At 63.3% G+C, this 12,967-nt stretch carries 14 protein-coding genes; 13 read left to right on the top strand and 1 reads right to left on the bottom strand.

What is annotated here, in order from left to right; translation table 11 throughout:
- The first annotated feature begins 33 nt into the window (after positions 1-33).
- The 13 genes from AC1D05_RS21795 to AC1D05_RS21735 all read left to right on the top strand — a co-directional run bounded on the left by AC1D05_RS21795 (position 34) and on the right by AC1D05_RS21735 (position 12,492).
- Complete coding sequence (locus AC1D05_RS21795; protein WP_477443835.1) at positions 34-2,031, top strand: conjugal transfer protein TraG; 1,998 nt, start codon at positions 34-36, stop codon at positions 2,029-2,031.
- A 4-nt stretch (positions 2,032-2,035) separates the two neighbouring features.
- Positions 2,036-2,494 carry a CopG family transcriptional regulator gene (locus AC1D05_RS21790; RefSeq protein WP_477443834.1) on the top strand — a complete coding sequence of 153 codons (459 nt, stop codon included), beginning with the start codon at positions 2,036-2,038 and terminating at the stop codon, positions 2,492-2,494.
- A gap of 201 nt (positions 2,495-2,695) precedes the next feature.
- Complete coding sequence (gene trbB, locus AC1D05_RS21785; protein ID WP_477444010.1) at positions 2,696-3,694, top strand: P-type conjugative transfer ATPase TrbB; 999 nt, start codon at positions 2,696-2,698, stop codon at positions 3,692-3,694.
- 49 nt (positions 3,695-3,743) lie between these two features.
- Positions 3,744-4,007 (top strand): TrbC/VirB2 family type IV secretion system protein, encoded by a 264-nt coding sequence (locus tag AC1D05_RS21780; RefSeq protein ID WP_477444009.1) that lies wholly within the window; start codon positions 3,744-3,746, stop codon positions 4,005-4,007.
- Entirely contained in the window at positions 4,007-4,288 is a 282-nt protein-coding gene (locus AC1D05_RS21775) for a VirB3 family type IV secretion system protein (protein WP_477443833.1), read from the top strand. Before AC1D05_RS21780 ends, AC1D05_RS21775 begins: the two co-directional genes overlap by 1 nt.
- 12 nt (positions 4,289-4,300) lie before the next feature.
- Entirely contained in the window at positions 4,301-6,853 is a 2,553-nt protein-coding gene (trbE, locus tag AC1D05_RS21770; RefSeq protein WP_477443832.1) for a conjugal transfer protein TrbE, read from the top strand.
- 32 nt (positions 6,854-6,885) lie between these two features.
- The gene (gene trbJ, locus AC1D05_RS21765) at positions 6,886-7,599 is read left to right on the top strand and encodes a P-type conjugative transfer protein TrbJ (RefSeq protein ID WP_477444008.1); all 714 of its coding nucleotides are present in this window, start codon (positions 6,886-6,888) and stop codon (positions 7,597-7,599) included.
- 8 nt (positions 7,600-7,607) lie between these two features.
- Entirely contained in the window at positions 7,608-7,976 is a 369-nt protein-coding gene (gene trbK-alt / locus AC1D05_RS21760) for a putative entry exclusion protein TrbK-alt (RefSeq protein ID WP_477443831.1), read from the top strand.
- Positions 7,973-9,343 carry a P-type conjugative transfer protein TrbL gene (trbL, locus tag AC1D05_RS21755; RefSeq protein ID WP_477443830.1) on the top strand — a complete coding sequence of 457 codons (1,371 nt, stop codon included), beginning with the start codon at positions 7,973-7,975 and terminating at the stop codon, positions 9,341-9,343. Before trbK-alt ends, trbL begins: the two co-directional genes overlap by 4 nt.
- Positions 9,340-10,026, top strand: coding sequence for a conjugal transfer protein TrbF (gene trbF, locus AC1D05_RS21750; RefSeq protein WP_477443829.1), 687 nt, complete (start codon positions 9,340-9,342; stop codon positions 10,024-10,026). Before trbL ends, trbF begins: the two co-directional genes overlap by 4 nt.
- Entirely contained in the window at positions 10,023-11,087 is a 1,065-nt protein-coding gene (gene trbG, locus AC1D05_RS21745) for a P-type conjugative transfer protein TrbG (protein WP_477443828.1), read from the top strand. The genes trbF and trbG overlap by 4 nt, the downstream gene beginning before the upstream one ends.
- A gap of 8 nt (positions 11,088-11,095) precedes the next feature.
- Positions 11,096-12,268, top strand: a complete 1,173-nt coding sequence (locus AC1D05_RS21740) for a TraB/TrbI/VirB10 family type IV secretion system protein (RefSeq protein WP_477443827.1) — start codon at positions 11,096-11,098, stop codon at positions 12,266-12,268.
- Complete coding sequence (locus tag AC1D05_RS21735; RefSeq protein ID WP_477443826.1) at positions 12,265-12,492, top strand: DUF2274 domain-containing protein; 228 nt, start codon at positions 12,265-12,267, stop codon at positions 12,490-12,492. Before AC1D05_RS21740 ends, AC1D05_RS21735 begins: the two co-directional genes overlap by 4 nt.
- Here AC1D05_RS21735 and AC1D05_RS21730 read toward each other — a convergent pair.
- Positions 12,484-12,954, bottom strand: a complete 471-nt coding sequence (locus AC1D05_RS21730) for a LysR family transcriptional regulator (protein WP_477443825.1) — start codon at positions 12,952-12,954, stop codon at positions 12,484-12,486. The two genes, AC1D05_RS21735 and AC1D05_RS21730, sit on opposite strands and share 9 nt — an antisense overlap.
- Positions 12,955-12,967: the final 13 nt, after the last annotated feature.

The raw sequence follows: 12,967 nt of genomic DNA, 5'->3' as shown, positions 1-12,967 counted from the left end.
CTAATCACCCGCTAGACAGGCGGGAGGAAAATCGTGCCAGCGACCAGGATATTATGGGGTCAAGTCCTCTCCGTCTTTCTGGTCGTATTCGCTACGACTTGGTGCGCCACGCAGTGGACGGCATGGCGACTGGGTTTCCAACCGCAGCTTGGCTCGCCCTGGTTCGAGCTTGCAGATCAATCTATTTACCCACCGCCGGCGTTTTTCTGGTGGTGGTTTTTCTATGATGCTTATGCGCCAGGGATTTTTCTCGAGGGCGCACTGATAGCCACGAGCGGCAGCTTCGTGGCAATCGCAGTTGCGATTGGGATGTCGGTATGGCGGGCGCGGGAGGCGAAGCATGCGGCCACTTACGGCTCGGCTCGCTGGGCGACGCGCGGCGAAATCACAGCCGCAGGCATGACCGGATCGGATGGCGTGGTGCTCGGCAAGCTCGACCACGACTATCTGCGCCACGAGGGCCCGGAGCATGTGCTGTGCTTTGCGCCTACACGGAGCGGCAAGGGTGTCGGTCTCGTCGTGCCGTCGCTGCTTACCTGGTCGGGTTCGGCGATTGTCCACGACATCAAGGGTGAAAACTGGGAACTGACGGCAGGATGGAGAGAACGCTTCGGTCGTGTCCTGCTCTTCGATCCGACCAATGCGGGCTCGGCCGCCTACAACCCTCTGCTTGAGGTGCGACGAGGTGAATGGGAGGTCCGCGACGTTCAGAACGTTGCGGATGTGCTCGTCGACCCGGAAGGTTCGCTGGAGCGCAGAAATCATTGGGAAAAGACCAGCCACGCGCTTTTGGTCGGCGCTATCCTGCATGTCCTCTATGCCGAAAAGGAGAAGACGCTTGCCGGCGTCGCCAACTTCCTGTCCGATCCACAACGGCCGATCGAGACTACACTGCGCACCATGATGCTTACGCGGCACCTGGGTGACGCCGGTCCACATCCGGTCGTGGCGTCGGCTGCGCGCGAACTGCTCAACAAGTCGGAGAACGAACGATCAGGCGTGCTCTCGACCGCTATGAGTTTTCTGGGGCTCTACCGCGATCCCGTCGTGGCGAAGGTAACGTCTCATTGCGATTGGCGGATCGCCGACCTTGTCGAGGGCGAGCGGCCGACGACGCTTTATCTGGTAGTACCCCCATCGGACATCAGCCGCACCAAGCCGCTGATCCGCCTTGTGCTAAATCAGATTGGCCGCAGGCTGACGGAAGACCTTCATGCGAAGGATCGGCGGTATCGCCTGCTGATGATGCTCGACGAGTTTCCGGCTCTCGGCCGACTTGATTTCTTCGAGTCAGCACTGGCCTTCATGGCGGGCTACGGCATCAAGTCTTTCCTGATTGCCCAGTCGCTCAACCAGATCGAAAAGGCATATGGGCCGAACAATTCCATCCTCGACAATTGCCATGTGCGGGTCAGCTTCGCCACCAATGATGAGCGGACTGCCAAGCGGGTCTCGGATTCGCTGGGAACAGGAACCGAGATGCGCGCCATGAAGAACTATGCCGGGCACAGGTTGTCGCCCTGGCTTGGACATCTCATGGTGTCGCGGCAGGAGACGGCGCGAGCGCTGATGACGCCGGGAGAAATCATGCAGCTGCCGCCGACCGATGCCATTGTCATGGTCTCCGGTCTGTTTCCGATCCGAGCCAAGAAGGCTCGGTATTTCGCCGATCCGCGCCTTGCCGAGCGTGTTCTGCCGCCACCGGAGGCTGCAACGACCGCAGGAACATCGCGACCCGACGACTGGACCGGCGCAACGGTTCTTCCGCTGCCCGCAGGCAATCCTCTGCAACCGAAGCTATTCGCAGCTTCGCAGGACGACGATCCTGCCAATGGCGGCATCCGCCGTCAGCCCGAACTCCCCGACCACGAGGACATAGCGCCAGATCGAACGGCACAACGCGAAAGCGAGTTCGACCTCGACCAGGATGGACCCAACGATGACGCCGTGCGTCGGCGCGCGGTCGATCAGGTCATGCGCCGCGCAGCTCGCCAGGCAGCCCTCGATCCCAATGATGGCATCGAGCTTTGAGACCATGAAGAACGCGAAGAAAAGAAGGCTCTCTGCCTATCTCGATCCGGACGTGATGAACGCGCTCGCCGACTGCTCCGCGCGGCGCGATGTCTCGCTGTCCTTGATAGCCGAGGCCGCCATTGCCTCCTTCCTGTCACCGGATGCCGAAGAGCGGAAGGAGGCGGCAGTCACCAGGCGCCTCGACCAGATCGATCGGCGTGTGCAACGCGTTGAACGGGATGTCGGCATAGCCATCGAGACACTGGCGTTGTTCGTTCGCTTCTGGCTCAACTCGACGCCGGCCCTTCCCGAATCCGCACAGGCCGAAGCCCGTGCGAAGGGATTGCAGCGCTACGACGGTTTTGTCGACGCGCTGGGCCGCAGGTTGAGCAAAGGCCCCAAGCTCAGGCAGGAAATCGCCGAGGACGTTCCGCCAGCGTCCCCGGCCGACTCGGATGACTTGCCAACGAATAGGACCTGACCCGCGGGATCGCCGCACCGCATTTCGCAAGTCTCTGCACGTCGCATTGCGATCGCTCTTTTTGCTTGTTGCAAGGCTTGCAGCTCTGCCTCTTCTACTCATCCCCGACGCGGCACGAACCGATCAGCCGCGAAGAAGTGGGGGCAGATCGTGGCTATCAATTATCACCCAGGCAGCGCAACGGTGTCGCGCGGCGCGCGCATGCTGCGCACCGCGCTTGGCCCTGCCATCGCAGGCTTCCTTGAAGATCCGGCAATCGTCGAGGTTATGCTCAATCCGGATGGCCGGCTCTGGGTCGACCGGCTGAAGGAAGGTCTCTCTGCGACCGACCAGGTTATGGGCCCGGCCGACGGCGAACGCATTGTCCGGCTGGTTGCGCATCATGTCGGCGCCGAAGTGCATTCCGGCAGCCCGCGTGTATCGGCCGAACTGCCAGAAACGGGCGAGCGCTTCGAGGGCCTGTTGCCACCTGTTGTTGCAGCACCGACCTTCGCCATCAGGAAGCCAGCGGTGGCAGTGTTCACGCTCGGAGATTACGTCGCCGCCGGCGTCATGACGGATGCCCAAGCCGACGTGCTGCGGCTCGCCGTTGAAAGGCGCAAAAATGTCCTCGTCGCGGGCGGCACGTCGACAGGCAAGACCACGTTGGTCAATGCGCTGCTGGCGGAGATGGCCAAGACCGCCGACCGCATCGTGTTGATCGAGGACACGCGAGAGCTTCAGTGTGTCACACCGAACTTGGTGGCTCTGCGCACCAAGGATGGTGTCGCCTCGCTGTCAGATCTGGTGAAATCGTCGCTGCGGCTTCGCCCCGACCGCATCCCGATCGGCGAAGTACGCGGTGCCGAAGCGCTGGATCTGCTGAAAGCCTGGGGCACCGGACACCCGGGCGGCATCGGTACCATCCACGCCAGTTCCGCCCTTGGCGCCCTGCGTCGCCTCGAGCAACTCGTGCAGGAAGCCGTGGTCACGGTCCCGCGCACGCTCATCGCCGAGACGATCGACCTCGTCGCGGTGCTCGCGGGCCGCGGTTCGGCTCGCCGTCTTGTCGAGATTGCACTTGTCGACGGGCTCGAACCTGCCACCGGCGACTACCGCATGCTCGAGGCAAAGCTCGAGACCACACCAACCGTGAATCCCCGATCCCCCATGGAGCTCGACAATGAATCCGATCCGCTTCACTTCGTCATCTATCCGTAACCTTGGTGCGGTGCTCCCGCAGGCTACGGCGACAGCTACGGTCGCGGCCATGATGATCACGCCCGCTCACTCGGCCGGTTCTTCCATGCCGTGGGAGCAGCCGCTTCAACAAATCCTCGAATCCGTCGAGGGACCAGTCGCCAAGATCGTGGCGGTGATCATCATCATCGTCACGGGCCTGTCGCTGGCTTTTGGCGACACGTCGGGCGGATTCCGCCGGCTGATCCAGATCGTGTTCGGCCTGTCGATCGCCTTCGCGGCCAGCTCGTTTTTCCTGTCCTTCTTCTCGTTCGGCGGCGGGGCGCTGATCTGATGGCTGGCTCCCTGCTGGAAGACGAGGAGGTTCGTGGCTTCTTCGCGCCGGTGCACCGGGCGCTCACCGAACCGATCCTGCTCGGTGGCGCGCCACGCGCGGTCGCTATCGCCAACGGTACGCTGGCCGGCGCGGTTGGGCTTGGCCTCCGCCTCTGGATCGCCGGCCTCGTCATCTGGGCGATCGGCCATTTCGCGGCTGTCTGGGGAGCCAAGCGCGATGCGCAGTTCATCGACGTGGTTCGTCGCCACCTGCGCTATCCCGCACATTTTGGCTGCTGAAAGGTTTTGCCCATGATGAACCTCGCCGAATACCGCAAACGCTCATCCAACCTCGCGGACTATCTACCCTGGGCTGCGCTGGTCGCGCCGGGCGTTGTATTGAACAAAGATGGCTCCTTCCAGAGGACCGCCCGTTTTCGCGGTCCTGATCTCGACAGTGCAACGCCGGCCGAACTGGTCGGCACGACGGCGAGGTTGAACAGCGCGTTGCGCCGTCTTGGCTCCGGCTGGGCGATCTTCGTCGAAGCCGTTCGGCTTGCCGCGCAGCACTATCCCGAAGGTCTCTTCCCCGACAGCGCGTCGGCATTGCTCGATCTCGAACGTAGTGAACAGTTCGAGGGTGAGGCCGACCATGGATCCTTCCCATGGTCCGGTCGCAGCAGGTCAGACGGAGAACTGTTCGAGAGCTGCTACTTTCTCACCTTCGTTTGGATGCCGCCGGCTGAGGAAGCTTCGCGCATCGAGAGCTGGCTTTACGAAGGCCGGGAAAAGAGCGGCATCGATCCGTGGGAACTCCTGAAGAGTTTTGTCGACCGCACTGATCGGCTGCTGAACCTGGTCGAGGGCTTTGTCCCGGAGGCCGCATGGCTCGACGACGCCGAGACTCTGACCTACCTGCATTCGACGGTCTCGACCAAGCGTCACCGCATCCGTGTTCCTGAAACGCCGATGCATCTCGATGCGCTGCTGGTCGATCAGTCGCTTGCGGGTGGATTGGAACCGAGGCTCGGCGACTTCCATCTGCGGACGCTCACCATCATTGGGTTCCCGACGACAACTTTTCCGGGGATCCTCGACGATCTCAATCGGCTTGCCTTCGTCTATCGCTGGTCGACGCGGGCGATCATGCTCGACAAAGCCGACGCCACACGATTGCTGACGCGCATTCGCCGTCAATGGTTCGCCAAGCGCAAGTCAGTCGCAGCCATCCTCAAGGAGGTGATGACCAACGAGGCATCCGTTCTTTTGGACACCGACGCCGCCAACAAGGCGGCCGATGCTGACGCCGCCCTTCAGGACCTCGGCTCCGACCAGATCGGCCAGGCGTATGTCACCGCGACGGTGACGGTGTGGGATGCCGATCCGTCAATCGCCGACGAGAAGCTTCGGCTGGTGGAAAAAATCATCCAGGGCAGGGACTTCACAGCAATCGTCGAGGGCGTCAACGCCATCGAAGCATGGCTCGGTAGCATTCCAGGCCACGTCTATGCGAACGTCCGCCAGCCGCCACTGTCGACACTGAACCTCGCCCACATGATCCCGCTCTCGGCGGTCTGGGCGGGACCTGTCGAGGACGAGCATTTTGGCGCCCCGCCACTGTTCTTTGCAAGGACGGAGGGTGCTACGCCATTCCGGTTCAGCCTGCATGTGGGCGATGTCGGCCACACCCTCGTCATTGGCCCCACCGGCGCCGGTAAGTCAGTCCTGTTGGCGATGATGGCTCTGCAGTTCCGGCGCTACGAGAACAACCAGATTTTTGCGTTCGACTTCGGCGGCTCGATCCGCGCTGCCATGCTCGCCATGGATGGCGACTGGCACAATCTCGGCGGCAACGCGTCGAGCGGGCAAGGGCCGGACGATCCGCTCGCTTTGCTCACCTTGGCGGACCTGTCGGATGACGTCGACGCCGTTTCACTACAGCCGCTTGGCCGCATCCATCATACACCTGAGCGTGCATGGGCGGCCGACTGGCTCGTCGATATTCTTGTGCGAGAAGGCGTCCCCGTCACGCCGGAGGTGAAAGAACATCTGTGGTCGGCGCTGACCTCGCTGGCCAGCGCGCCGGTCCAGGAACGGACGCTGACCGGCCTATCGGTGCTGCTGCAATCTTCGCCACTGAAGCAGGCACTCCGGCCTTACTGTATCGGCGGTCCCTATGGCCGGCTGCTCGATGCAGAGCACGAGCGTCTTGGTGACGCTTCCGTCCAGGCTTTCGAGACCGAAGGTCTGATCGGTACTGGTGTGGCGCCCGCCGTACTTGCCTATCTCTTCCATCGGATCGAGCAGCGGATGGACGGGCGGCCGACGCTGCTGATCATCGATGAAGGTTGGCTGGCGCTCGACGCTGGTGGCTTCGCCGATCAGCTCCGCGAATGGCTAAAAACCCTTCGCAAGAAGAACGCTTCAGTCATCTTTGCTACGCAATCGCTCTCCGATATCGACGGCAGCAGGATCGCGCCCGCCATCGTCGAGAGCTGTCCGACGCGGCTGTTCCTTCCGAACGAGAGGGCGATCGAGCCGCAGATCACCCAGATCTACCGGCGCTTCGGTCTCAACGATCGCCAGATCGAGATCGTCGCCCGGGCGACGCCGAAGCGTGACTATTACTGCCAGTCGCGGCGCGGCAACCGGCTATTCGAGCTGGGCCTCGGTCCGATCGCGCTGGCGCTATGCGCTGCATCGTCCAAGTCCGACCAGGCATCAATCGACCGGGTGATCGCCAAGACCGGCCGAAAACATTTCCTCGAGGCCTGGCTCACCGACCGCGGTCTCGGCTGGGCGGCCGACCTCGTTCCCGATCTGACCAACGTCATCGACCAATCCGCAAAGGAGATTCCGTCATGAATTCCGTTCGCAACAATCTTCGTTTTCGACACATGACGGCAGCCAGCGTCATCACCGTCGCGATCGCGATGTCATCGGCGCCGGCGTCGGCGTTCATCGTCTTTGATCCCACCAACTACAGCCAGAACCTTCTCCAAGCCGCACGAGCGCTGGAGCAGATCCAGAACCAGATCACCTCGCTTCAAAATGAGGCGCAGATGCTGATCAACCAGGCGAAGAACCTCACCTCGTTGCCGACCTCGCTGCTTGGCCAGATCGAGGGTGATTTTTCTCAGATGAAGACCCTGCTCGGCGAGGCCGACAAGCTCGCCTACAGCGTCCAGGACATCGAGAGCCAATTCACCTCGACCTACGAGAATTTTGGTTCGAACCTCTCCAGCCAGCAGCTTGTCGACGGTGCGCGTGAGCGCTGGCAGACATCGGTGTCGGCCTTCGAGCACTCGCTGAAGACCGGTGCCGTCGCCGTGGACAACATCGAGGGGACACAGGAACAGACGAGCGCGCTGGTCGGCGCCAGCCAGTCTGCCGTCGGCGTGCTGCAGGCGACGCAAGCCGGCAACCAGCTTCTTGCCGTCCAGGCAAGGCAGGTGTCGGACCTGACGGCGATGATGGCAGCGCAGGGACGCGCCAACGCACTGGAGCAGGCGAGGCGGGCCGCCGCGCAGGAGCAAGCACGAGAACAGTTCGGCCGCTTCATGGCGGGTAGCGGCTACAGCCCGTCGACAGTCCGCATGTTCCACGACTGAGGCTGGTCATGGAACTCAAGATCGCCGCCCGGATGACAGCCGTTCTTGCCCTTGGCGCCGCCATGACCGCCGCCTTCATGGCGTTGCGCGGCGACGGCTCGCAGGACGCGTCCTCCCCGCGCTCCGCATATCCGGGCGGCGAGCCGGCACGAGTCGAACTTGCGCGATGCCGGAACATCGGCATGGCCGCGATCGCCGACGAAGCCTGCAGGAAAGCCTGGGCGGAAAACCGCCGGCGATTCTTTCGGCCGGCACAGCCCGCAACACCGTATGCAGTTCCGTCAGTCGACAAGGACCAGAGCCGGCTCCTGCCCCTTCAGCCGTCGGCGCCCCCGGGCGCAGAAGACCAACGCCGCCCGAACACGGTGGCTCCATGAACGATACTGGCGTCATCGACCGCTTCCTGGAAACCTTCACTCATTACATCGATTCAGGCTTTGGCCTGCTCGGTGGGGAAGTCGCGTTCCTCACCTCCACGCTGATCGTCGTAGATATCACGATCGCCGGGCTGTTCTGGGCCTGGGGCGCGGACGAGGAGGTACTGCACCGGCTGGTGAAGAAGACGCTCTACATCGGCTTCTTCGCCTTCATCATCGGCAACTTCAATCGTCTCGCCGGCATCGTCTTCGAGAGTTTTTCCGGACTTGGCTTGAAGGCGGGGGGATCCACACTCTCGGGTTCCGCACTCCTGCAGCCAGGCCGTGTCGCGCAGGTCGGCATCGACGCCGGCAATCCGATCCTTGAAGCCGCCAGCCAGTTGATGGGCTACGTCTCCTTCTTCGAGAATTTTGTCCAGATCGCGGTGCTGATGATCGCCTGGGCGATCGTGTTGATCGCCTTCTTCATCCTCGCCGTGCAGATATTCGTCACGCTGATCGAGTTCAAGCTGACAACTCTTGCCGGCTTCGTGCTGATCCCCTTCGCGCTGTTCAATCGGACCGCATTCCTTGCGGAAAAAGTGCTCGGCAACATTGTTGCTTCGGGCGTGAAGATTCTCGTGCTCGCCGTCATCGTCGGCATCGGCTCGGGTCTCTTCGGCGAGTTCACCCAAGGTTTTGGCGCTGAACAACCGACGATCACGGATGCGCTGTCGCTTGTCCTTGGGGCCTTGTCGTTGATGGGGCTGTCGATCTTCGGTCCGGGCATCGCGACCGGCCTGGTTTCCGGCGCTCCGCAACTCGGCGCCGGCGCTGCTGTGGGCACCAGCCTCGCTGCCGCCGGCCTTGGTGCTGCTGGTGCCATGGGCGCCCGCGCCGGATTGAGCGGCAGCGCAAGTGCGCTCAGTGCAGGTGGGCGCATGTCGGCGGCCGCTGCGCGTGGCGGCGCGCATCTTGCCGGCAGTAGCTCGACTGCTTTCGGCCTCGCCGCTGCAACATCCGGACAGAGCGGCGCAGGCTCTGTCGCCGCCGGCATTGCTGGTATCGCCAGGGCCGGCGCTGGCGCTGCTGCCCAGCCGGTCAGCCGGGCAATGTCGCGCGCGGCTTCGGCCCTGTCTTCCAGTCAACAGGCTGGCCGCTCGGCCGCATGGAGTGCGACCGGTGGAGAGCAGCCATCGGGAGTGGCTGCCGCAGCGCGTGCTTCAGGCGGTGAGGCCGATGCGGGATCTCCCCCGGAATGGGCAAACCGCATGAAGCGCGGCCAGACCATGAGCCATGGCGCCAGCATGGCCGCGCATTCCGTCCGCTCCGGTGATCACGGTGGTGGCTCGATGAACGTTTCCCTCAGTCAGGACGAACGCCGATGAACCTCTTCAGACGACCTTCCGTTCGTTACGGGACGACGCCGCAGCCCGAGACGCCCTACCAGCGTGCCGCGCAGGTCTGGGACGAGCGCATCGGCTCGGCCCGCGTGCAGGCGAAGAACTGGCGGCTGATGGCTTTCGGTTCCCTCCTGCTGGCAGGCGGTCTCGCATCCGCCCTGGTCTGGCAGTCGACGCGTGGCTTCGTGGTTCCCTGGGTGGTTCAAGTTGACAGGCTCGGCGAAGCGCAGGCTGTCGCCTCCGCTGTGGCCGGTTACAGGCCGACAGATCCGCAGATCGCATGGCATCTCGCCCGCTTCATCGAAGAGGTGAGAAGCATCCCGGACGATCCGGTCATCGTGCGCCAGAACTGGCTGCGCGCCTACGACTACACGACCGATCGCGGCGCCGTCTCCCTCAACGACTACGCCCGGCTGAACGACCCTTTTGCCAGGGTCGGCAAAATCCAAATCGCGGTCGAGGTCTCCAGCGTCATCCGCGCCTCGCCGGACTCATTCCGTGTCGCCTGGATCGAGCGCCGTTACGAAAACGGCAGCCTGGCCAGTACCGAGCGCTGGACCGCCATTCTCACCATCGTCATTCAGCAGCCCCGCGACGCCGACCGGCTGAGAGCCAATCCGCTCGGCGTCTACGTCAATGCCATCAACTGGTCGAAGGAGCTTTCATGATGTCTGCGCCTAGAACGCCCAAAGCAACGAGACAGACTGCCCGCGGCATCATAGAGGTACGCGTGCTTGGGGTGGCATTGCTGTCGGCGGCGGCGCTCGCCGGCTGCGCCTCGAAAAAATACATTCCGCCGGAAATCCGGTATGACGATATGGTCCCCGCGGTTCAGAAGGCCGATCCGCCTGATCCGGTAAAAGTGGTGGAACTGCCAAAACCGCTTCCGCTCCCGGGTCAGCTGAAACCGGTCGAGACCGGCAGAGCCAAAACCGAGCCCTCCGATCCCAGACAGCGGATAAGCCAGGCGAATGAAGCTGCGCGAATGCAGCCGGTCCGCGACGGCTTTATCAACGCGATCCAGCTCTATCCCTGGAGCGAAGGCGCGCTCTATCAGATCTATGCCGCGCCTGGTCAGGTCACTGACGTAGCGCTGCAGCCGGGCGAACAGCTCGTCGGCTCCGGACCGGTTGCTGCCGGCGACACCGTGCGCTGGATCATCGGCGACACGCAGAGCGGGGCAGGGGATCACCTTCAGGTCCACATCCTCGTCAAGCCGACACGGCCTGACCTTCAGACCAACCTTGTCATCAACAGCGACCGCCGCACCTATCATCTGGAGCTGCGGTCGACCGAAAAGACCTACATGGCGTCGGTCTCCTGGCAGTATCCGCAGGACCAGCTGGTCGCGCTGCGGCGCCAGAACGCACAGGCTTCCGCAGCGCAGCCGGTCGCTGCCGGCGTCGACATCCAGAAGCTCAACTTCCGCTATCGCATCGAGGGTGATGCGGCACCCTGGAAGCCGCTGCGTGCGTTCGACGACGGCGCAAAGGTCTATATCGAGTTCCCGTCGGGCATTGGCCAGGGAGAGATGCCGCCGTTGTTCGTCATCGGCCCATCGGGGGGCTCCGAGCTGGTCAACTACCGCGCCCGGCAGAACTATTATGTCGTCGACCGGCTGTTTGCTGCGGCCGAACTGAGGCTCGGCGACAGGACGAGCGAGAGGCGCGTCCGCATCGTGCGCACCGACGGGACCCGGCCGCAGCGTAGCGCGGGACTGTTCCGATGAGTGGCGCCATGAGCGGCTCGAGCCGGGACATCCGCGCTGAACTGCGTTTGCGCCCGGAACCTGTCAGGGTGACGCGCCTTTCGCGCAAGGTGCTGGCCGGTCTTGGCGGGGTCGCTGGTGTCGCCGTCCTCGGCGCGCTGGTGTGGGCGCTCGACACCAGGCGGCATGGCAACGAGCAACCGTCCGAGCTCTTCACCACTGAAAACCGCTCGACCGCCGATGGGTTGCAGACGCTGCCGAAGGATTACGCCGACGTTCCAAAACTCGGGCCCCCGCTGCCTGGCGATCTCGGCCGGCCGATCCTGCGTGCGCAGGAGCAGGGCAGGCCTGTCATTGCGCCCGGGATCAGCTCCCCCCGCGTTGATCCGGAAGAACAGCGCCGCCTCGCCGAGATCGAGGCTGCGCGCATCGCCAAGCTCTTTACCGGTACCAGTGCGCGGACAGATGCGGGCCGAGAGGGTGTCGTCGCAGGAGAGAGCGCGTCGGGCTCTACGTCCGGCCTGACTTCGCCGTCCGGGCTTCCGTCGGCCGGGGACCACAAGCTCGCCTTCGTCAGTGCCGAACCGGATCGCCGCACCGTCAGTCCCGATCGGCTGGCCGAAAAGGCCTCGCCCTATGTCGTGCAGGCCGGCACGGTCATTCCGGCTGCTCTCATCACCGGGATCCGTTCCGACCTGCCCGGACAGATCACCGCTCAGGTCACCGAGAATGTCTACGACAGTCCGACAGGATCTTGCCTCCTGATACCGCAGGGCGCGAAGCTCATCGGCCAGTACGACAGCCAGGTCGCCTTCGGCCAGTCTCGTGTGCTGCTGGTCTGGAATCGACTCATCATGCCTGACGGCACATCCATCGTGCTCGAGCGCCAGCAGGGGGCAGACTCCCAGGGCTTCTCCGGACTGGAGGACGAGGTCGATCATCATTGGGGACAGCTGTTTCGCGCCGCTGCGCTTTCGACGTTGTTGGGCGTTGGCAGCAGCCTCGGTTCCAGCGACAACGAGAGCGACATCGCCAAAGCGATCCGCGAGAGCACACAGAATTCGATGAGCAATGTTGGTCAGCAGATTGTCGGCCGCCAGCTCGATGTCCAGCCAACGCTGACGATACGCCCTGGATTTCCGGTTCGCGTGATCGTCAGTCGGGACCTTGTGCTGGCGCCGTACGGAAGGGACCCGTCGTGACGAAGCTGAAGCTGTCTGCAATTCCGGATGATCGGCCAGTCAAGATCACGGTCGAACTTCCCGCCGCCGTTCATCGCGATCTCGTCGCCTACGCTAAAGTGCTCGGCCGCGAGACGGGACAGACGGTCGCCGATCCGGCAAAACTGGTCGCTCCGATGCTGGCCCGGTTCATGGCGACGGACCGTGCCTTCAGCCGCGCGCAGCGAGATCCCGGGTCAACGTAGTCGGGACTTCGTTCTCACCAGGCGAAGTGTGACATCCGGCCGGCTTCGAATGACGTCAGAGACTGCATCCAGAACCTCTGTTGCGGGCAGGGGCACTTCGACGCCGATCGGGAGCTTGTCTGCTTCTCCGCCCTTGGTCGCCTTGACCATCGCAAGTGTCCGGTCGAGCTCATTCAGGATGCGGCGAAGGTTTCGGACAAGTCCTGCGCCAGCCAGGGTCGTTCGAACGCCACCTGCATGGCGGTCGAACAGAACCGTTCCAAGCAGGTCCTCGAGGTCGCGGATTCGCCGGCTCAGGGCAGAATGATGAATTCCCATGCGCCGCGAAGCGCCGAGGAAGCTTCCCTCCTCGGCGACCACAAGTGCGCACTCAAGGGTGATGAGCTGGACGCGTCGCCGCATCATTTTGCCTTGCTGGAATGCTGCCTGCGAGCGGGAACCGTCAAGGCCCCCGCTGGTCATCGTGCTTTTTCGG

The organism is Mesorhizobium sp. P2_E9 (genome assembly GCF_056403815.1).
This window is presented reverse-complemented; position numbering and strand designations above follow the sequence as displayed.

What these genes read in the sequence shown, in the direction of transcription:
- trbL (WP_477443830.1), top strand. Translation starts at nt 7,973, where the DNA reads ATGAACGATACTGGCGTCATCGACCGCTTCCTGGAAACCTTCACTCAT.
- AC1D05_RS21730 (WP_477443825.1), bottom strand. Translation starts at nt 12,954, where the DNA reads ATGACCAGCGGGGGCCTTGACGGTTCCCGCTCGCAGGCAGCATTCCAG.
- AC1D05_RS21790 (WP_477443834.1), top strand. Translation starts at nt 2,036, where the DNA reads ATGAAGAACGCGAAGAAAAGAAGGCTCTCTGCCTATCTCGATCCGGAC.
- trbJ (WP_477444008.1), top strand. Translation starts at nt 6,886, where the DNA reads ATGACGGCAGCCAGCGTCATCACCGTCGCGATCGCGATGTCATCGGCG.
- trbB (WP_477444010.1), top strand. Translation starts at nt 2,696, where the DNA reads ATGCTGCGCACCGCGCTTGGCCCTGCCATCGCAGGCTTCCTTGAAGAT.
- trbF (WP_477443829.1), top strand. Translation starts at nt 9,340, where the DNA reads ATGAACCTCTTCAGACGACCTTCCGTTCGTTACGGGACGACGCCGCAG.
- trbG (WP_477443828.1), top strand. Translation starts at nt 10,023, where the DNA reads ATGATGTCTGCGCCTAGAACGCCCAAAGCAACGAGACAGACTGCCCGC.
- AC1D05_RS21740 (WP_477443827.1), top strand. Translation starts at nt 11,096, where the DNA reads ATGAGCGGCTCGAGCCGGGACATCCGCGCTGAACTGCGTTTGCGCCCG.
- AC1D05_RS21780 (WP_477444009.1), top strand. Translation starts at nt 3,744, where the DNA reads ATGATGATCACGCCCGCTCACTCGGCCGGTTCTTCCATGCCGTGGGAG.
- trbK-alt (WP_477443831.1), top strand. Translation starts at nt 7,608, where the DNA reads ATGGAACTCAAGATCGCCGCCCGGATGACAGCCGTTCTTGCCCTTGGC.
- AC1D05_RS21775 (WP_477443833.1), top strand. Translation starts at nt 4,007, where the DNA reads ATGGCTGGCTCCCTGCTGGAAGACGAGGAGGTTCGTGGCTTCTTCGCG.
- trbE (WP_477443832.1), top strand. Translation starts at nt 4,301, where the DNA reads ATGATGAACCTCGCCGAATACCGCAAACGCTCATCCAACCTCGCGGAC.